Origin of the sequence: Paramesorhizobium leguminum, assembly GCF_003217235.1 — a bacterium.
Taxonomy (GTDB): domain Bacteria; phylum Pseudomonadota; class Alphaproteobacteria; order Rhizobiales; family Rhizobiaceae; genus Paramesorhizobium; species Paramesorhizobium leguminum.
In genome coordinates this window covers 1-19,588 of record NZ_QJTF01000023.1, presented here as the reverse complement: position 1 = coordinate 19,588, position 19,588 = coordinate 1, and the positions used below count along the sequence as shown (strand labels likewise).

Annotated in this window: 19 protein-coding genes; 11 read left to right on the top strand and 8 right to left on the bottom strand. The window is 60.6% G+C overall.

What is annotated here, in order from left to right; all coding sequences use genetic code 11:
- Window positions 1-456: 456 nt before the first annotated feature.
- The gene (locus C7477_RS15830; protein ID WP_110753903.1) at window positions 457-1,362 is read right to left on the bottom strand and encodes a LysR family transcriptional regulator; all 906 of its coding nucleotides are present in this window, start codon (window positions 1,360-1,362) and stop codon (window positions 457-459) included.
- Window positions 1,363-1,517: 155 nt separating this feature from the next.
- On the bottom strand, window positions 1,518-2,492 hold the full coding sequence (gene trxB / locus C7477_RS15825; protein WP_110753901.1) for a thioredoxin-disulfide reductase: 975 nt from the start codon (window positions 2,490-2,492) through the stop codon (window positions 1,518-1,520).
- A 302-nt stretch (window positions 2,493-2,794) separates the two neighbouring features.
- Between trxB and C7477_RS15820 the strand changes: the two genes are divergently transcribed.
- On the top strand, window positions 2,795-3,265 hold the full coding sequence (locus C7477_RS15820; protein ID WP_110753899.1) for an Lrp/AsnC family transcriptional regulator: 471 nt from the start codon (window positions 2,795-2,797) through the stop codon (window positions 3,263-3,265).
- A 49-nt stretch (window positions 3,266-3,314) separates the two neighbouring features.
- Here C7477_RS15820 and C7477_RS15815 read toward each other — a convergent pair whose 3' ends face one another.
- Both C7477_RS15815 and greA read right to left on the bottom strand, forming a co-directional pair.
- Entirely contained in the window at window positions 3,315-4,385 is a 1,071-nt protein-coding gene (locus C7477_RS15815; RefSeq protein WP_245411866.1) for a glycosyltransferase family 4 protein, read from the bottom strand.
- Window positions 4,386-4,625: 240 nt separating this feature from the next.
- Entirely contained in the window at window positions 4,626-5,099 is a 474-nt protein-coding gene (gene greA, locus C7477_RS15805; RefSeq protein WP_110753897.1) for a transcription elongation factor GreA, read from the bottom strand.
- Window positions 5,100-5,316: 217 nt separating this feature from the next.
- Between greA and C7477_RS15800 the strand changes: the two genes are divergently transcribed.
- Together C7477_RS15800 and C7477_RS15795 are read left to right on the top strand one after the other, a co-directional pair.
- The gene (locus tag C7477_RS15800; protein ID WP_110753895.1) at window positions 5,317-6,462 is read left to right on the top strand and encodes a PQQ-dependent sugar dehydrogenase; all 1,146 of its coding nucleotides are present in this window, start codon (window positions 5,317-5,319) and stop codon (window positions 6,460-6,462) included.
- A 24-nt stretch (window positions 6,463-6,486) separates the two neighbouring features.
- A complete protein-coding gene (locus C7477_RS15795) occupies window positions 6,487-7,377 on the top strand; it encodes a DMT family transporter (protein WP_110753893.1) in 891 nt (296 codons plus the stop codon).
- Here C7477_RS15795 and C7477_RS15790 read toward each other — a convergent pair.
- Window positions 7,367-7,717: a DMT family protein gene (locus C7477_RS15790; RefSeq protein WP_110753891.1), complete on the bottom strand. Its 351-nt coding sequence runs from the start codon at window positions 7,715-7,717 to the stop codon at window positions 7,367-7,369. The genes C7477_RS15795 and C7477_RS15790 overlap by 11 nt on opposite strands.
- A 213-nt stretch (window positions 7,718-7,930) precedes the next feature.
- On the opposite strand from C7477_RS15790, the gene C7477_RS15785 reads away from it, so the two are divergent.
- The gene (locus C7477_RS15785; protein WP_110753982.1) at window positions 7,931-8,719 is read left to right on the top strand and encodes an extensin family protein; all 789 of its coding nucleotides are present in this window, start codon (window positions 7,931-7,933) and stop codon (window positions 8,717-8,719) included.
- Between the two features lie 69 nt (window positions 8,720-8,788).
- Here the strand turns inward: C7477_RS15785 and C7477_RS15780 are convergent, their stop codons facing one another.
- A complete protein-coding gene (locus tag C7477_RS15780) occupies window positions 8,789-9,172 on the bottom strand; it encodes an acyl-CoA thioesterase (RefSeq protein WP_110753889.1) in 384 nt (127 codons plus the stop codon).
- Between the two features lie 209 nt (window positions 9,173-9,381).
- Here C7477_RS15780 and C7477_RS15775 point away from each other — a divergent pair, with 209 nt between their 5' ends.
- Window positions 9,382-10,542: an alpha/beta hydrolase gene (locus C7477_RS15775; protein WP_110753887.1), complete on the top strand. Its 1,161-nt coding sequence runs from the start codon at window positions 9,382-9,384 to the stop codon at window positions 10,540-10,542.
- Window positions 10,543-10,595: 53 nt separating this feature from the next.
- Here C7477_RS15775 and C7477_RS15770 read toward each other — a convergent pair whose 3' ends face one another.
- On the bottom strand, window positions 10,596-11,084 hold the full coding sequence (locus C7477_RS15770; protein WP_110753885.1) for a MarR family winged helix-turn-helix transcriptional regulator: 489 nt from the start codon (window positions 11,082-11,084) through the stop codon (window positions 10,596-10,598).
- Between the two features lie 44 nt (window positions 11,085-11,128).
- On the opposite strand from C7477_RS15770, the gene C7477_RS15765 reads away from it, so the two are divergent.
- The 4 genes from C7477_RS15765 (at window position 11,129) to C7477_RS15750 (ending at window position 16,951) form a co-directional block, all read left to right on the top strand.
- Window positions 11,129-12,628, top strand: a complete 1,500-nt coding sequence (locus C7477_RS15765) for an FAD-dependent oxidoreductase (RefSeq protein WP_110753883.1) — start codon at window positions 11,129-11,131, stop codon at window positions 12,626-12,628.
- 100 nt (window positions 12,629-12,728) lie between these two features.
- Complete coding sequence (locus C7477_RS15760; protein WP_110753882.1) at window positions 12,729-13,268, top strand: SH3 domain-containing protein; 540 nt, start codon at window positions 12,729-12,731, stop codon at window positions 13,266-13,268.
- A 119-nt stretch (window positions 13,269-13,387) separates the two neighbouring features.
- Entirely contained in the window at window positions 13,388-16,231 is a 2,844-nt protein-coding gene (uvrB, locus tag C7477_RS15755) for an excinuclease ABC subunit UvrB (protein WP_110753980.1), read from the top strand.
- 126 nt (window positions 16,232-16,357) lie between these two features.
- A complete protein-coding gene (locus C7477_RS15750) occupies window positions 16,358-16,951 on the top strand; it encodes a hypothetical protein (protein ID WP_110753880.1) in 594 nt (197 codons plus the stop codon).
- A gap of 166 nt (window positions 16,952-17,117) precedes the next feature.
- Here the strand turns inward: C7477_RS15750 and C7477_RS15745 are convergent, their stop codons facing one another.
- The gene (locus tag C7477_RS15745) at window positions 17,118-17,570 is read right to left on the bottom strand and encodes a Kazal-type serine protease inhibitor family protein (protein WP_110753878.1); all 453 of its coding nucleotides are present in this window, start codon (window positions 17,568-17,570) and stop codon (window positions 17,118-17,120) included.
- A 287-nt stretch (window positions 17,571-17,857) separates the two neighbouring features.
- Between C7477_RS15745 and C7477_RS15740 the strand changes: the two genes are divergently transcribed.
- Window positions 17,858-18,661 (top strand): SPOR domain-containing protein, encoded by an 804-nt coding sequence (locus C7477_RS15740; protein WP_425373584.1) that lies wholly within the window; start codon window positions 17,858-17,860, stop codon window positions 18,659-18,661.
- A gap of 447 nt (window positions 18,662-19,108) precedes the next feature.
- Window positions 19,109-19,324 (top strand): cold-shock protein, encoded by a 216-nt coding sequence (locus C7477_RS15735; protein ID WP_110753978.1) that lies wholly within the window; start codon window positions 19,109-19,111, stop codon window positions 19,322-19,324.
- Window positions 19,325-19,588: the final 264 nt, after the last annotated feature.

Genomic DNA, 19,588 nt, shown 5'->3' with positions numbered 1-19,588 from the left:
ACTTGAGACAGAGGGGCCGTAAGGCCCCTTTTTTTGGTTCGCGATGGCGGGCTTTGCAAAAAGACAAAAAAAAGCCGGACAAAAGTCCGGCTTTACAGTTGTGAAGGTGCCGTTTCCAGCAAAACCTCCAGAGGGGAACACTCAAGGATGCGCAAATGGGAGGAGGAGACGCATCACTTAAGATGTCCTGCATATGCGCCCCCCACCCTTTTAATGCAACCCTGCGAAATCGCAATGCAGCCATGCGTGAGGCGCATAGCCTAAAGAGGCAAAATTCCTCTTTTATTTCAACCTATTAGACAAAACAAACAGGAACACTCGCTCTGCAGCAGATAAAAATCCTCGTCTGCCGTTCGTATTTTATTGCCTTGCCGCCATGCATTACACCGTTAAATTGGGCAAAGCGCTGATGATGAATAAGCCAGACTGCTCGATTTGTGAGCAACTGAGCCGCAATCAATAAGCCCAGGTCCGCGCCTTGGAAAACAGAAAGTCGCGGAAGGCATGGAGCTTCGCCGAATTCTTCAGCGCTTCCGGATAGCAGAAGAACGTATCGAAGGATGGTATCTCCTCCATATCGGGAAGAAGCCGAACAAGGCCGGATTCCTTGTCGACCATATAGTCCGGCAACACGGCGATGCCGACGCTGCGTTGCGCAGCGCGCTTGATGGAGAGCAGATTGTTGACCTGAAGCGTGGGAATGCGCGGATTGCCATCATCGCGGCCTGCCACTTCCAGCCAGTTGAGTCCGGTCAGATAGCTCGGCGCCGGCTCGCCGAAGGTGACGATGCGATGCTCATCGATCTCGTCGACTGAAGTCAGTTTGCCATGCCTGGCGATATAGGCGGCTGCGGCATAGACATGCATGTGCACGGTAAACAGCCGCCGCTGGATCAAGTCCGGCTGCTGCGGCTGACGCAGGCGGATGGCGCAATCCGCATGTCGCATGGTGAGGTCCAGCTCCTCATTATCGAGGATGAGCTGCAGGCGGACATCCGGATAAAGTTCTATGAACTCCTGCACCCGTTCGACCAGCCAGCCGGAACCAAGGCCCACCGTCGTGGTCACCCGCAGCCGTCCAGAAGGCTTCTCCCTGCTTTCGGCAAGCTTCGAGCGAACATTCTCCAGCTTCATCAGCACATCATGCGCCGTGCGGTAGAGCATCTCGCCTTGCTCGGTCAGGATCAGCCCGCGCGCATGGCGCTGAAACAGCGGCACACCCACATCCTGCTCAAGCGCGCTCACCTGCCGCGAGATGGCCGATTGCGAGAGATGCAATGTCTGCGCGGCATGGGTGAACGATCCAGCCTCCGCAGCGGCATGAAATATGCGCAGCTTGTCCCAGTCCAGCGGTGCAACCAATTTTCCGTCCCTTAGCATGATCCCGAAAAGTTGCAGACTTTTTGGATAAGATCGTGCGCCAACCTCTAAGCACGATCCTGAACCAAGATCATGCGTGAAAACTAAAGCATAATCCCGTCTTTAGACAGGACTATGCACAAAAACAAAATTCCTGGCTACTCGGCGGCCTGACGGATCGGCTCCTGCGCCGCCAACCAGCGTTCGGCTTCAAGCGCGGCCATGCAGCCCATGCCCGCCGCCGTCACGGCCTGGCGGAACACATCATCGGTGACATCGCCGGCAGCAAAGACACCCGGCACATCGGTAGCCGTCGAATCCGGCGCCGTCCACAGATAACCATTTGGTTTCTGCTTCAACTTGCCCTCGAAAAGCGCCGTCGAGGGTGCATGGCCGATGGCTACAAAGACACCATCGGTCGAAAGCTCGGCGGTAAGCCCCGTCTTGACATTCTTCAGCCGTACGCCGGTAACGACCGGGCCCATGGGCGGCTTTGCCTGCGTTCCCAGGATTTCCTCCACCATGCTGTCCCAGATAATGCGAACATTCGGCTTGGAAAGCAGCCGGTCCTGCAAAATCTTTTCGGCGCGGAAGCCATCGCGGCGGTGAATGACCGTGACCGACTTCGCCAGATGCGAAAGATAGAGCGCTTCCTCGACAGCCGTATTGCCGCCGCCCACCACCACCACGTCACGCCCGCGATAGAAGAACCCGTCGCAGGTGGCGCAGGCCGAAACACCACCGCCCATGAATATCTGCTCGCTCGGGAGACCCAGCCATTTGGCCTGCGCACCGGTGGCGATGATCAGCGCATCGCACGTATACACCGTGCCGGAATCGCCCTTGAGGCGGAATGGCCTGACGGAGACGTCCGCCTCGACGATAATGTCCTGCACGATTTCGGTGCCGACATTTTCCGCCTGCTTGGCCATCTGCTCCATCATCCACGGTCCCTGCACGGGGTCGGCATAGCCCGGATAATTCTCCACATCCGTGGTGATCATCAACTGGCCGCCCTGTTGAAGGCCCGCCACGATGACAGGCTTCAGCATGGCCCGCGCCGCATAGATCGCCGCCGTATAGCCCGCCGGGCCGGAACCGATGATGAGAACGGGCGCGTGGCGCTGTGACATGGGGCGAATCCTCTCCGGGCACGATAAAGCATCGCAACGTCCGTGGACATTGCTGCTGTTCCCGTCAAAGTAATGTTTCCTATGGCTATTTTGCAAGGTTTCCACAGTTTTTTGCGGAGTTTAGCCACAGGCTATAATCCTGGAGCACGATTCCCAAAAATTGCAGACCTTGTGGACAAGAGTATGCGGCTAAACTCGAGGAAAAGGGCAACATCCGGTTGCAGCTGACCGGGAATCGGATATTATTATTACCCATAAACGCAAGATCATTGCGCAGTTGAAACCCTCCCCCGGAGCTAGCCATGCCGATCAAGGCCGATCTCGACGACATCGATTGGAAAATTCTGCGGGAATTACAAAATGATGGGCGCATCACCAATGTCGAGTTGGCCGACCGCGTCGGCATATCCGCTCCGCCCTGCCTGCGCCGGGTCCGCAAGCTGGAGGAAAGCGGCGTTATCAGAGGCTATCGCGCCATTTTGAACGGCTCGGCGCTGGGACAGGATCTCGTCGCCTTCTGCTCGGTCGGGCTGCATCGGCAGGCGGACGCGGACTTGAAGGCATTCGCGGAAAAGACCAAGCATTGGCCGCTCGTGCGCCGCGCCTGGATGGTTTCAGGCGAGTCGGATTTCCTGCTCCATTGCGTCGCCCCTGATATCAACACCTTCCAGACTTTCGTCATCGAGGAACTGACGGCGACGCCCAACGTCGATTCCGTACGCACAGCACTGACAATTCGCCCGGTCAAGGACGAGGCACTGATGCTGATTTAGGGCAGTAGAGGAATAAGGCAGTAAGGCAATATGTTCGCAACATACTGCCCTACTGCCCTACTGCCCTACTGCTCTTCCTGAACACCCGCTCATAAACCGCCCCAATCGCCCCCGCCTCTTTCTCCAGCGGAAAATTCTTCCGCACATGGACAAGGGCATTGTCCCCGTGCGTTGCGGCAAGCATGGGATCGGCGAGATAGGGGCGGATCGCCTCGCGCAGCGCCGCGCCGTCGCCGGCCGGCACGACTGTGCCTGTACCCGGCTCGATCATCTCGGCATAAGCCCCGGCATCGCTCGCAATCACCGCGGTGCGCGAAGCCATCGCCTCCAGCGGTGTCAGGCCGAAGCCTTCGTTGCGTGACGGCGCGACATAAAGCGAAAGCCGCCGGTACCAGATTTTGATGTCAGGCACTTCGCCCAAAAACAGGATACGGTCCTGCAGCCCGGCTGCCGCTATGCGCACCTTGAGCTCATCCTCGAACGCCTTGTGCTCGGCAGTGGTGCGACCGGCGATGATCGCCGTCCAGTCCGGATAATCAGGCAGAAGCGCAATCATCGCGTCGACGAAGAGATCCGTGCCCTTCTGGTGACGCACCCGCCCGAAACAGCCGATGGCATAGCGCCCCGGCAGCCCGGTCGCCGCAAATTCATCCTCCGCCGTCTCAGCCGGATGAAACCGCCCGATATCGACGCCATGCATAATGACCGTGTGCGGCATTTCCAGATAGCTGCCGGAACGCGCGCTGGTCGCGATCACCGCATCCATGTGGCGGATCAGCCATTTGGTGAACGGCTTGTGGTTGCGCTGCGCGGCGGAGGTGAAGACGAGGCGAAGCGGTATGCGCAGCGCGTCGCGCATGAGAACACCGGCAATCATCTCGTTGTTGCGTCGCGCATGCCAAAGGCGAACATCGCGCCGCTTCGGTCTTCCCCACAAACGGAGGAGCGAAAGCCAGCTGATCTTCGGCAGCCCAGCCGGCAGGCCGGGGCCCAGCGTGGCTATCCTGAGGCCCAGCCGACGCTGCAACGGAATAAGCTGTACGATGGTCGAGGTCACGCCCGAAAGCTGACGCTTGAAATTGGGCGCGACGATCTCGATGTCGCCTATCGGCTCAGGCACGGGGAAGCTTCCTGGAATGTCGCGGAACAGTACCCCCCTCTGCCCTGCCGGGCATCTCCCCCTCAAGGGGGGAGATTGCTCCTTCATATGCGTTCGGTACCAATCGCATACGCTGTGGAACGGCAACCGTGAGCCATGTCAGCCAATCTCCCCCCTTGAGGGGGAGATGGCCGGCAGGCCAGAGGGGGGTATCTGGCGCTTCCATTAAAACAATCCCGGAATAGCCACTCGCCCTCTCGCCTACGAATACCTCAAGCCGATGATCTCGTAAGAGCGCGAGCCGCCGGGAGCGTTGACCTCGATCGTGTCGCCCTCGCTCTTGCCGATCAGCGCCCGCGCGATGGGTGAGGAAATGGAGATGCGGCCCTGCTTCACATCAGCTTCCTGGTCGCCGACGATCTGGTAGACCTTTTCCTCTTCCGTATCCTCATCGATCATGGTCACCGTGGCGCCAAACTTGATCTTGTCGCCCGAGAGCTTGGAGATGTCGATCACCTCCGCGCGACCGATATAATCCTCAAGCTCGCTGATGCGGCCCTCATTGTGGCTCTGCGCTTCCTTCGCGGCATGATATTCCGCGTTTTCGGAGAGATCGCCATGCGCGCGCGCCTCGGCGATCGCTTCGATGATGCGCGGCCGTTCCGCCTGCTGACGCCAGCGAAGCTCTTCCTTGAGCTTTTCGAAACCGCCCGGAGTCATCGGAAACTTTTCCATGCTCAACTTCCTTTCCTCTGCCTATGCCCGCTAAAACGGCATCGGGACACAAAAAGAAAACGGCCCCCGAAGCAAAACCTCGGAACCGTCCAAATCATTCGTGCATATAATATAGCACCGATCACGACGATTTCACGAAGAAAAAATCACACGGCATGATTGTCTTTTACAAAAGCGGGGACTTGATGCGGGCCAATTAGCCGCTACATTCGAGAATATGACGAACCGAACCACGATTATCCTTTCCGCGCTCTGCGCCGTCGCCGTCATCGGCCTTGTCGCCCCAGCCGGAGCGGAGGAATTCGCGACCCAAAAGGTCCGCATCAAGGCTGAGCCGGTGGCGACCGGCCTCGCCTCACCCTGGAGCCTCGCTTTTCTCCCCGATGGCGCGCTGCTGGTGACCGAAAAGGCCGGAACTATGCGCATCGTCCGTGATGGCAAGCTTTCGGAGCCGGTATCCGGCGTGCCGAAGGTCTGGGACAACGGGCAGGGCGGTCTGCTCGACGTCGCGCTCGCGCCGGATTTCAAAACAAGCGGCGCGATCTATTTCACCTATTCCGAGCCGGGCGATGGCGGGGCTGGCACGGCGATTGCTCGCGCGCATCTCGAACGGGATGGCGGAAAAGCCCGTCTCACCGATGTGAAAACCCTGTTTTCGACGAAGAAGAAGACCTCGCGCGGCCAGCATTTCGGCTCGCGCATCGTGGTTGCGCCCAATGGCACGCTTTTCGTCACCTTCGGCGAGCGCGGCGACATGGACCGGGCGCAGGATTTTTCTGATTCCGCCGGTTCCGTGTTGCACATCAATGCCGATGGCTCCATCCCGAAGGACAATCCCTTCGCCGATGGCGCCAAGGCGCTGCCGCAGATCTGGTCGAAAGGGCATCGCAACGCGCAAGGCGCGGCCTGGGACCCGCTCACCAATTCGCTTCTGGTCACCGAGCACGGCCCGCGCGGCGGCGATGAGGTCAACCAGCCCGAAGCCGGCAAGAATTACGGCTGGCCGGTCATTGGTTTTGGCAAGCATTATTCCGGCGCCAAGATCGGCGTCGGCACGGCGGCGGATGGCTATGAACAGCCGCTCTATTATTGGGACCCGTCGATTGCGCCGTCCGGTCTCGCCGTCTATGAGGGCAAGATGTTCCCCGAATGGAAGAACGACCTTCTGGCCGGCGCGCTGAAATATGAGATGCTGGTGCGCCTCGAACGGGACGACAAAGGCAAGATCACCGGCGAGGAGCGGATGCTGGAGGGCAAGTTCGGCCGCATCCGCGATGTCCGCGTCGCCCCTGACGGTTCGGTGTATCTCCTGCCGGACAGTGAAGACGCCTCTATCATCCGTCTTTCCCGCGCCGGGCCGTAAGCAACCCGCCTCGGCAACCGCACGATGTCACCTGCCCGCGCCAATCTGCTTCTGCTTATTGCCGGCGCGATCTGGGGTTTCGGCTTCGTCGCGCAATCGACGGCGATGGCGAGCATCGCCCCGCTCGTCTTTCTCGGTCTGCGTTTTCTCCTGGCAACGCTGCTGATGCTGCCGCTTGCGCTTCGCGAAACACGGCAGGCGCAAAAGCCGCTGACCTCTTCCGACCGTTTTTTCTTTTTGCTCATCGGCCTTTTCCTGTTCGGCGGCATCACCGCCCAACTCTTCGGCATCATGGCCACATCGGTCACCAATGCGGGCTTTCTGACCGGGCTTTACGTTCTTTTCGTGCCGTTCGCCGACGTCATCCTATTCCGCAACTGGCCGCATCCGGTCGTCTGGCCCTCATCCCTTGCCGCGCTTATCGGTATATGGCTGCTTTCCGGCGCAAGGTTCGACTCTTTCCTCGCGCCGGGCGACTGGATGGTCATTCTGGGCGCAACATTCTGGGCGCTGCAGGTGCTCTTCATCTCACGCTACGCCAGCCGCACCGGCAGGCCGTTCACGCTGTCTCTCGTCCAGTTCGCGGTATGCGCGGTGCTGGGCTTGTCCTGGGGCGTCGCGCTGGAAGGCATTGACTGGCCCGCCATAATGGCAGCCGCGCCGCAAATCCTTTACACCGGCATTTTCGCATCCTGCGTTGCCATTACGCTGCAAACGGTCGGCCTGCGCTACACCGCCGCGCCGCAGGCGGCGATTTTTCTTTCGTCGGAAACGCTTTTCGCCGCCCTCTTCGGCGCAATTTTGCTGGGCGACCGCCTGCCTCTCATTGGAATGGCCGGCTGCGCCCTGATATTCGCCGCCATGCTCGCCGTCGAACTCGTCCCGATGATGGGCAAAAGAAAAATCACGCCTTGAAGATCAGCGCCGCGCCGCAGGCGATCAGCGCGAAGCCCGCGAGATGCTGCCACGTCAGCGGCTCCTTGAGATAAAGCACCGAGAACGCAACGAAGATGGTGAGCGTAATGACTTCCTGTATCGTCTTGAGCTGCGCCGTCGAATAGATTCCATGGCCGATCCGGTTAGCGGGAACCGCAAGGCAATACTCCACCAGCGCGATGCCCCAGCTGATGAGAACGACCGCGATCAGCGACGCCTTGGGAAATTTGAGATGCCCATACCAGGCGAATGTCATGAATACATTCGAGGCAGCCAGCATCAGGATGGGCAGAATGGAAGGGGATAACAGCACCCGCATGAGACGTCCTCGTCGAATAACAGCAACGCGCGCCATTGCGTTGTGAACGGCCCGGAATGCAAGAGGCCCATAATGATTTCACAGCAATGCCGCTTTTCGGCCACAGCCCCTAACCGGGCCGCTGACTCTTCCTTTACGCTTGCCCATTATCGTCCGTCCTGACCATCAATGGAGCACGCGTCCCTCTCCGGGCGCAGGATGGAAATGACGGACATGAGTACTGCGTTGTCCCTACGCCTCGCGCATCCGCGCCGGCTTGTCGCCTTGTTAGCCGCATGCACGGCGCTTCTCACCGCCTCCTGCTCGCGCGAAATCCCCCGCCCCGAGTCTGATGTCGGCATGCCACTCTCCGCCTCGGTCGAGACTGATATCGCGGACAACCAGGATTACGGTTTCCAGCCGCGCGTCGAAAACCCGGTCGCGGCGGGCGAAAACATCTATGCACAATCATCGGGAGAGGCGGCCTGCCGCCTGCGCCTGAAGCGGCTTGGCGTGGTCTTTTCCGATCTGCCGCCCATCGACGATGGCGGCTCGTGCCGCATCGATAACCCCATTCTGGTATCGGGCTTCGCCGGCGGCTCCATCAGCTTCAAGCCCGCCGCCAAGCTCAATTGCGCCGTCACGGAAGCCTTCGCCCGCTGGGTCAGGGGCGATCTCGTACCCTCGACGCGCTTGCGCTATTTGTCTGGCGTCGACACCATCTACAATGCCGGCGGCTATTCCTGCCGCACCATGAACCATCGGCGCGGCGCGAAGATGTCGGAACATTCACGCGGCAACGCCGTCGACGTCACCCGTATCAAACTCAACAACGACAAGTTGGTGAAGGTGCAGAAGCCGGGCTGGTTCTCCTTCCGTCAACGCGGATTGCTCAACAGCGTCCGCGCCGACGCCTGCGACTATTTCACCACCGTGCTCGGTCCCGGCTATAACCGCGAGCACGCCGACCATTTTCACTTCGATCTTATGCGGCGGAGCAGCGGGTATAGGGCGTGTAAGTGAGTGAGCGGTGAGCAGTAAGCAGTAAGCAGTGAAAGATACCATTCCGCTCACTGCTCACTGCCTCACCGCTCACTCTTCCGGCACCGGCGTCGGCGTCCCCGTCTTATCCAGCGCGACCATGACGAACTCGGCGTGGGTCACGAGTTCCATGTTCAGCGTCAGATAGCGCTGCGCCCAGGCTTCGACCCGAAGCGTGATCGAGGTGCGCCCGACGCGGACGATATCGGTATAGACGCAGAGCGTATCGCCGATCTTGACCGCCTTGGCGAAGGCCATCTGGTTCACGGCGGCGGTCACCACGCGGCCTCCCGCCCGTTCCGCCGCCCGGATCGCGCCGGCGATATCCATCTGCGACATCACCCAGCCGCCGAAAATATCGCCCGCCGCGTTGGCGTCCTTGGGCATGGCCTGGGTGCGCAGGGTGAGCACCCCCGTGGGGTTCGCTTCCTTCATTGGTGGTCCTTTCGCTGGAAAACTCTTCGGAAAAATAGAATCGCGCCTTTTGCCAAACATGATGATGCAGGCCAGCGCCGCTGATAAGAGGTTCCCGCGCCATTCGCCAGTGGATATCCAGCATGGCAGGGTTGCGATATCGCGTCATTGCTGATTGTTTCCACCGCAATCGCGTCCAGAATTGGGCTGTGAGGGAGTTGGTGGGACTGATGACAGCAACGCGATTTGCCGCGCTCTTACTGACGGCGCTCCTCCTTGCGGGATGCGGCGGTCCGCGCGCAATCCTCTGGAACGGCCCCACCGCCGAAGCGGGCATGGTCCGCGCAGGCGAAAAGCCGGTTGCCGTCGTGCCTGTTTATGTCGCCACCAGCCGCCAGCGCTCCGACAATCTGTCCCTGCCTTATAACGCCAAGCGCTCGCTCACGCTCAATTTCGCGCGCGTCGATGTCGGCATTCCGCCTGTTCACAAGAGCGGAATCGTCGAGAAGACGGGCCGCAAGCCTAATCCGGCCAAATATTTCACCGCCACCGCCTTCCAGCCCTACGACACCAGCAAAATCTTCGCCGAAAAGCTGGATGCGGCGCTTGAGCACCGCCCCGCGAACGAGCAGGAAGTTCTGATCTTTGTGCACGGCTACAACAACAATTTCGCCGACAGTACGTTCCGCGAGGCCCAGTTCGTCCACGATTATGGCTTCAAATCGGTCGCCGTCCACTATGCCTGGCCCTCCGCCGGCTCGCTGGGACTCTACGTCTATGACCGCGACAGCGCCAATTTCGCCCGCGACGGCCTTGCCGAATTGCTTGAGATCGTCAGCAGGACCAGGGCCAAGCGCATCATCCTGGTCGGCCATTCCATGGGCTCGATGGTGGTCATGGAAGCCCTGCGCTCGCTAGCCATATCCGGCAAGCGCACCCCAATCGACCGGCTGACCAGCGTCATGCTCGCCGCGCCAGATGTCGATGTTGACGTATTTCAGGAACAGGTCCGCGATATCGGCAAATTGCCCCGTCCCTTCGCCGTTCTGGTTTCGCGCGAGGACAGGGCGCTCAACGTCTCCGGCCGCATCACCGGCGGCCACCCTCGCGTCGGCGATGGCTCCGACATCGAGATGCTGCGGAAAAACGGCATCGCCGTGCTCGATCTTTCGGACGTCGATAGCGGCGGCCACGACGTCTTCGCCTCCTCGCCAACCCTGATGACGCTGGTCAAACGCGGCGGATTGACGGAGCGCACGCTGGAAGGCGAAGGCCCCACACCGGGCGAAACCATCCTTGCCGATGGCTCCTCCGTTGTTCGTGGAGCGGCCTCTCTGGTGCTCTATTTGCCTGTGCGCATCCTGACCGCCGCGACGGAGTTGCCCCGGTAGTCAACTGGGCAAAATCCGTCAGCGCACTGGATCTTAACAAACCCAATGCGCCATCAATCATCCCCAGAAACATCCCTCTTCATATCATCCGCGAACTTACGCATCAGCCGCACCAGCTCCTCGAAATCGCGTTCATCCCAACTGGCGAAGATCGCGCGCGCCATTTTCTCGCGTGCGGCATCGACCAGATCGGTCATCGCCTTGCCCTTCGCCGTGATGGTCGCCTCGCGAACCCGGCGGTCGGTGGCATTGCCCTTGCGCTCGATGAGACCAAGGCTTTCAAGCTTGGCGACCTGCCGGCTGACGGTGGTATGGTCGCGCCCGACGCGATCCGCCATCTCCACCACGCCGATCGGCCCAAGGCGCTCGATGCCGACCAGCAGCGGAAACAGCGCGCGGTCGAGCGCAATTCCAGCCGCCCGCACCATCGCCTCGTCGCGCTGGGGCCGGTTCATGACGCTGACGATATCGATCAAGGCGCCGTGAAGCTGGCGCAACTGCTCACTTATGTGTGTATTTTGCACGTTCCTTATTGACGTCATGGCCGTACTCCTATTATGTGCACAATACACATATTGAGGTGAAAATGACAAACCGATTTGCAGCAGATGTGCTGATATCAGGCGCGGGAGCGGCTGGCCTGACGCTGGCGATAGAGCTGGCGCGACGGGGTGTTCCCTTCCTGCTGATCGAGAAAATGGACGGCCCCTTCCACGGCTCGCGCGGCAAGGGCATCCAGCCGCGCACGCAGGAAGTGTTCGAGGATTTGGGCATCCTCGACCGCCTCGTCGCGGCGGGCGGTCTCTATCCGAAGCAGCGGAAATATCATGGCGACGGAAGCTTCACCGACTCCGAGTTGGAAGAATACAAGAACCCGACGCCATCGGAGCCTTATCACCTTGCCCTGATGGCGCCGCAGTTCCTGACCGAAGCCGTCATGCGCGAGCGCCTTCTCGAACTGGGGCACCGGCCTGAATTCGGTTGCGAACTCGTCGGCTTCGAGCAGGACGCGGACGGCGTGACGGCTCGCCTTGCCGGCAAGGATGGAGAAGAAAGCATCCGCGTTCGCTGGCTCGTCGGCGCCGACGGCGGCCGTAGCTTCGTGCGCCAGGCGCTCGATGTCGGCTTTCCCGGCAAGACGCTCGGCGTCCGCGCCATCGTCGCCGATGTCGTCCTGACAGGCCTCGACCGCGATGCATGGCATCGCTTCGCGGAAGGCGACATGGTGCGGCAGATATCGTTCTGCCCGCTCGCCGGAACTGATTTGTTCCAGATTCAGGGCCCGGTTCCGCTGGAAGGCGAGATCGATCTCTCCGCCAAAGGGCTGACCGATCTCGTGGCGCAACGCACTGGACGCGACGACATCCGCGTACAGTCGGTGTCCTGGGCTTCCGCCTTCCACATGAATGCGAGGCTCGCGGATCGCTATCGGGTCGGCCGCGTGTTTCTCGTCGGCGATGCCGCGCATACCCATCCACCCACTGGTGGCCAAGGCCTCAACACCAGCGTCCAGGATGCCTATAATCTCGGCTGGAAACTTGCCGCGGTCGCCGCCGGCGCTCCGGACGAATTGCTCGATAGCTACGAGCAGGAACGCCGCCCGATAGCAGCCGCCATGCTCGGTCTCGCCACGAAATTGCTCGAGGCGGCCAAACGCGGCGAGATGCGGCGCGGTCGCGAAGTGCATCAACTCGATCTCGGCTATCCGGACTCACCGCTCGCGCTGGAAAATCCGGATCGAAGCGGCGCTCTTCATGCAGGCCACCGGGCGCCCGATGCGCCAGTTCGCGGCGCCGCCGGCCAGCCGGCGCGCTTGTTCGAACTATTCAAGGGGACATATTGGACACTGCTCGGTTACGAAGCCGAACGTCCCATAGGGCCCCCACGCCCGGGCCTGCGCATCCACATGATAGGCGCGCGTGGAGACATCCTCGATGAATACGGGCATTTCAATGACGCCTACGCGCTGACTCCGGGCGATTGGCTGCTGGTGCGCCCCGATGGCTATGTGGGCGCAATCGTCTCCGATAACGATGTAAAAGCGCTGGATACATATCTTCACCGCGTCGGCGTCACGGGTCTCTAGTTTGGCGCGGCATACCTTGCGCCACGCAGTAAAAAAGCCGCAATCGGAACATTCCTCTGCTATCTCCCGTTATCGACCGAGGGATGAAAAGGAGGGTATTATGAAATCAATCTTGAGAAGCGTCGCGCTGGCGATGGGCGTTCTGGCAAGCGGCGCCGCCCAGGCAGCGAATGCGTTGGTGACCACGGATTTGAACGTGCGTAGCGGGCCGGGAGCGGGATATCCGGCGATAGGGATGTTCCCCAATGGCTCGCGGGTCAATGTCGGCGGATGCACGTCCGGCTATGGCTGGTGCCAGGTGAACTATGGCGGGATGACCGGCTGGGCATCCTCGCGCTATCTCGCCATCCGCGAGGGTGGTTCGGCCACCTATTCCGGCAATGATTTCGGCTCCAACGCCGCCGCCATCGGCATTCCGCTGATCGCCGGCGTCGCCATCGGCGCCGCCATTGCGAACAACCACGATCGTGACCGCGACCGCTGGGAGCGCCGGCACTGGCGTGATCGCGACCGCTGGGATCGCCGGCGCGACTGGGACCGCCGTGACCGTTGGGATCGCCGTGACGGCTGGCGTGATGGCCGACGCTGGGAACGGCGTGGCTGGCAGGGCCGCATGGGCGACGGCCCGCACGGGCAGTGATCGTCGTGTCTCCTGACACTACCTTGTCAGGAGGGGCCTGATAGAAGATGAAGGGGCGCAGGCGTTTTGAATCGCCGCGCCCTTTTCATTTTTTCGGACTCTCTCCATATATTGAGACCATGGCACCAACACCGAAAAACTCATCCGCACCCGACCGGAACGAATATGATCGCCCGGAGCGCGATGACGCATACAGTACCGGCGGGTTCGGCGAAGCGCCCCAATCCGAACTGACGGGTACGCCCCTGTCCGGGTCCATCTCCGATTGGGCGGCGGAAATCGGCGCGGAGGCGGAGAAGGCGAAGACCGCCAAACCAAAACAGCCGAAGAAAATACCGGAGCGCTCCACAGCCGCTACCAAGACCGCTCGCGGTACTTCCATGGGCGGCGCGGCCTCCGCCAAGGAGCGGACGGCGGCGGGTCTCAACCCGGTCGCCGGTCTCGACATCAGCCTTGAGGACGCCACCGGTCTCTCTCCCTCCGGCGCCACCGCCACCGTTCAGGCGCTGGCGGATTTGATCGAATCCGGCAATCCGTTGTTCAAGAACGGCGTGCTGTGGACGCCGCACCGTCCTGCCCGCCCGGAAAAGTCCGAAGGCGGCATCGCCATCCGGATGGAGACGCCCTTCCAGCCTTCCGGCGACCAGCCGACCGCCATCCGCGATCTGGTGGAAGGGATACAGAACGAAGACCGCACGCAGGTGCTACTCGGCGTCACCGGCTCGGGCAAGACCTTCACCATGGCCAAGGTGATCGAGGAAACGCAGCGCCCGGCGCTCATCCTCGCGCACAACAAGACGCTCGCCGCCCAGCTCTATGGCGAGTTCAAGAGCTTCTTCCCCAACAATGCGGTGGAGTATTTCGTCTCCTACTACGATTACTATCAGCCGGAAGCCTATGTGCCGCGCTCCGACACCTACATCGAGAAGGAATCCTCGATCAACGAGCAGATCGACCGGATGCGCCACTCCGCCACCCGCGCTTTGCTCGAACGCGACGACGTGATCATCGTCGCCTCCGTCTCCTGCATCTACGGTATCGGCTCGGTCGAGACCTATACCGCCATGACCTTCGAGATGAAGATCGGCGACCGGCTCGATTTGCGCCAGCTTCTTGCCGACCTCGTGGCCCAGCAATACAAGCGGCAGGACATCAATTTCGTCCGCGGCTCCTTCCGCGTACGGGGCGATACCGTCGAAATCTTCCCGGCCCACCTGGAGGACCGCGCCTGGCGCATCTCGCTCTTCGGCGATGAGATCGAGACCATCACCGAGTTCGATCCGCTGACCGGGCAGAAGACCGGCGACCTGAAATCGGTCAAGATCTATGCCAATTCGCACTATGTCACGCCGCGCCCGACGCTCAACCAGGCGATCAAATCGATCAAGGAAGAGCTGAAGCACCGGCTCGACGAACTGAATCGCGCCGGACGCCTGCTCGAAGCCCAGCGTCTCGAACAGCGCTGCACCTTCGACCTCGAAATGCTGGAAGCGACCGGCTCCTGCAACGGCATCGAGAACTATTCGCGCTATCTCACCGGGCGCAGGCCGGGCGATCCGCCGCCGACGCTGTTCGAATACATCCCCGACAACACGCTGGTTTTCATCGATGAGAGCCACGTCACCATCCCGCAGATCGGCGCCATGTATCGCGGCGACTTCCGCCGTAAGGCGACGCTGGCCGAATATGGCTTTCGCCTGCCCTCCTGCATGGACAACCGCCCGCTGCGCTTCGAGGAATGGGACGCGATGCGCCCGCAGACCGTTGCGGTTTCGGCCACGCCGGCCAAATGGGAGATGGAACAGGCCGGCGGCGTCTTCGCCGAGCAGGTCATCCGCCCCACCGGCCTGATCGACCCGCCGGTCGAGGTGCGCCCCGCCAAGTCCCAGGTGGACGACGTGCTGGGCGAAATCCGCGAGACCACCGCCAAGGGCTACCGCACCTTGGTGACGGTGCTGACCAAGCGCATGGCCGAGGATTTGACGGAATATCTGCACGAGCAGGGCATCCGCGTGCGCTACATGCACGCCGACATCGACACGCTGGAGCGCATCGAAATCCTGCGCGATCTGCGCCTTGGCGCCTTCGACGTGCTGGTCGGCATCAATCTCCTGCGCGAGGGCCTCGACATCCCCGAATGCGCGCTCGTCGCCATTCTCGACGCCGACAAGGAAGGCTTCCTGCGCTCCGAAACCTCGCTGGTGCAGACCATCGGCCGCGCCGCGCGTAACGTGGACGGCAAGGTCATCCTTTATGCCGACCGCATCACCGGGTCGATGGAACGCGCCATGGCGGAAACCACCCGCCGCCGCGAAAAGCAGACCGAATACAACCTCGCCAACGGCATCACGCCGGAGAGCATCAAGAGCAATATTTCGGATATCCTCAATTCCGTCTACGAGCGCGACCACGTCCGCGCCGATATTTCCGGCTTCGCCAAGGAAGGCGCGCTTGTCGGCAACAATCTCAAGGCGCATCTCGAATATCTCGAAAAGGAAATGCGCGACGCCGCCGCCGATCTCGACTTCGAAAAGGCCGCCCGCCTGCGCGACGAAATCAAGCGCCTGCGCGAGATGGAGCTCGCCATCTCGGACGATCCGATGGCCCGCGAAGTCGAGCTGGAAAGCCCCGTCACGGGCCGAGCCAAAGGCAAGCACAATGCCGGCCGCAAGCTGCATCGGGTGGTCACCGATGAGGAAACCACCGGCGGCGACGGCAAGCCTTCCCTCTTCCGCAAGCCATCCCTCGACGAAATGGGCACCTCCGGCGACCATGCGGTGCCGGCGGGAGAAAGCCTGTTTCGCAAGAACACGCTCGACGAAATGACCGTCCGCCGCACCGAAATCCCGGATGGCGAGCCCCCCGTCAGACGCGAACGCACCGGGATTGGCTCCTATGAGGACCCGGTGGAGATGGCCCGCAAGAAACGCCGACCGGGCAAGACGGGGCGGCCGGGACGATAGTACCGCTCATCTGCCGGTTCTCGATCCGGAATTGATCCAAGGCCCGCACGCTCACGAACGCTAAAAACAGGGCGGCTATACAGGTCGTAAATATCCTCAATATACTTCGGTCACGGAGCCAAAACGATGTTGGATCAACGCGGTCCGGTTATTATCGCAGATCCGGGACCGCTCCTGCGGCTGGCAGCGGCTGGACTGCTTGACGCCATACGGCTGACCAACCGGCAAATCGTGATCGTCGATATGGTAGAACTCGAAGCTTGCCACCGGAACCCGGACAAGCCCTTCGCCAAAGAAATCCTTGAATGGATAGAACGGTCCGGAGAGGCCGTGCGCCGTGTCGAGACGGTGGAAGGGATCGCCTATAAAGCACTACAGGCGAGAGAGCCCACGCAGGAAAATCTGGCGAGGCTGAAAAAGATGCAGCGCGACGGTGGAGAACGCGCCGTGCGCGATTTCATCGAAGAACTGGAGCCGAAAGACATCCGGTCGGTTCTCGTGGTCCACGAGGACCAACAGGTGCCGAAGCTCATGCGCGCCTCGCAGGTTCCGCTTCACCTCATGACAACGCGACTATTTCTCCAATCCCTTGCGCGACAGGGGATGAAAATCGATGTGAGCGCTGCTGTCGAGGCAATTAAGCATGTACCGTTCACATTGGCTGAAGCAGAAGAAACGCGAATACGCCCGTTTGACGAACCGGACGATGCCGGGGACTGAATGCTGAAGTCACCAGAAAGGATGCCTGGTTGGTTCAATGACGCACCACGCCACTCTTCTTCGCCCGTACCAGTTCAAGAAAGCTCGCTCGGCTCGTCGTCGAGGCAGGCCGCTTCGGAAAACCGGTCGCCATGCCTGCGCCGGTTGATAACGCGGCATAATGGCCTCACCTGCATGGGCCGTTGGCGACGATGCGGGCGCTGTCACGCTTTGCGTAGCAGGCATTTGGAAACGTCTTGACTGACCTGCCGCGTCGCGCGCAGACGGGCGCGTATTCATCCGTGCAGAATGCCGGTCGCGCCGATCTGCGAAGCTGAGACGGCAAAACGGGCCCAATACCGGCGACGGGAGGCCAATTTGGAATGCCGGAAGATGGGCGCTCATCACATCCGCCACGGCGCACGACGCGGAACCCTTTGGCACCGGCCTGGCAGGCATTGCCGAAAGTCTGCCGCACCCCGCCGCGCTTGCCGCAGACGGGCGCATAGATCATCGGGCACATGGTCTGGCCGCCGGTCCACGAATCCGTGCGGTCGCGCTCTTCTGCTCCAACGCACCCTGTCAACAAAAGCGCCGCGAGCGCGCCCAGGGATGTCATTTTCCTACAGATGATTGTCATGACAAATCTCCTCGCCTCAATGCCCACGATTCTGCCCCACTTCATGGTAAAGGAGTGAGGCCGCGATGCAAGCAAGAACCCAGCTTCGTTTTTTGCCGCATCCATGCTTATTCTGCCTAAAACTAGCGATACACTTCATGGGACCTTTGCATTTGCGCAAAAGACTTTTCCTTATTGTTGGTCTTGCCCTTATTGTTGGCCCTGCATTGACTCAGGTCGCAGGTTTGACCGGAGCAGGGGCTGATCCTCTGCCCGCTCGCCCTTCCCCCACCGCAGCCAAGCCTTCGATTGAAGCAACGGGATCGCTGCAAAAGCCGGAAAAACCGCAGGCGCCCACAGTCGACCGCATATGCGCGCTCATCGCGACCCATGCTGATGGCCATGGCCTGCCGCGCGATTTCTTTGCCCGGTTGATATGGAAGGAAAGTCGCTTCGATCACCGGGCCGTCAGCCCTGTTGGCGCCGAAGGTATCGCCCAGTTCATGCCCTATACGGCTAGGGAGCGCGGTCTCGCCGATCCTTTCGATATCGAACAGGCTATCCCGGCATCGGCAGCGCTTCTGAAGGATCTGCGCAAGGCTTTCGGCAATTGGGGGCTGGCGGCGGCCGCATATAATGCCGGCGCCGGACGGGTTTCTTCATGGCTGAAATCCGGCGGGTTTCTTCCGCTCGAAACCGAGGGCTATGTGCGGGATATTACCGGCCAGGCGGCGGATGATTTCGCGGCCGGTTCACAACTGGAGGCAACGCCGCTCGATGCCGCGCTTCCCTTCGAGCAGGCGTGCCGCCGGCTGCCGATTATCAAGGCTTCGACAATTCCCATGGCGCGGATCAAGCCAAAGCCTTGGGGTATTCAGGTGGCGGGCAATTTCCGCCGCGCCGCGGCTGTCGGCCAATGGGAGCGAACGAGACGTCAATTCACATCCATTCTCAAGGGGAGCCTCGCGGTGGTCAGCCGTGTCCGCTCGCCGATGGGCAAACGCGGCATCTATGCTGTCAGGATTGGCGCCGATAGCCGCGCGCAAGCGGATCGCATCTGCGCGAGCCTGCGTTCCGCTGGTGGCGCCTGCATAGTGTTAAAGAATCAGTAGAATTATATTCTACTGCATAATTCCATGAATCGGATTCGATTCAAGGAATTATGCAGCATTTCGAAGTGCTGGAGCATCCTTTATCCGTCCAACTGGACGGATGGCGCTCTAGTGGAGAATATCCTCTCACCATATGCTTACGATGATTTCAGGACAATGTAAGATTAGAGCCTTCTACCTAACGGAATCACGAAAATGTGCTTGCCAAAATTCGCGTCATAGATCAGTCTCCTGATGTTCGGGCATTTTGCGAACAATGGAAGACTGGAAGACGGCGCGCGCCGGAACCGCTATAAGTTTCGGGCTGGGATTTTCCTGGCAATGATCGGCTCCTTCCCTGATTTCGAGAACTGCCTGCATACCCTCCGCCGGGCGTGGTGCGCATGGCGGTTCTACCAAACCCGCTTTCCCAGAGGGGAGCGGCCAAAGGAAAAAGGAACGGATCCTATGGCTCAGACCGGCCTGGTCAAATTCTTCAACACTGAAAAAGGCTTCGGCTTCATCAAGCCGGATAATGGCGGCCCGGACATTTTCGTCCACATCTCCGCTGTACAGGCCTCCGGCCTCACCGGCCTCGCCGACAACCAGAAAGTTACCTTCGACACCGAGCCGGATCGTCGCGGCAAGGGCCCGAAGGCTGTCAATATCGCAGTCGCCGACTGAACGAATTCCACCGCTTTCACGGTAAACCCCGGCCATGCGCCGGGGTTTTTTATTGGCGTGACTGCGAGCAGTGAAGGGAGAGGAAAAGCGCTCACTAGAGAGCTTCCTCTTTTGATGGAAACGCTTGGTGTCCTTTTGCGCCGTTGTCGTGAATGGATAGGTTGAGGCATGGATTCCTGTGACAAGCACAGGAATTGTCTGTTTGTTTCATGCTTAATTGGCGCTGAGGCTGGATGCGATTCCCGGGATGGCCACCCCGGGAAT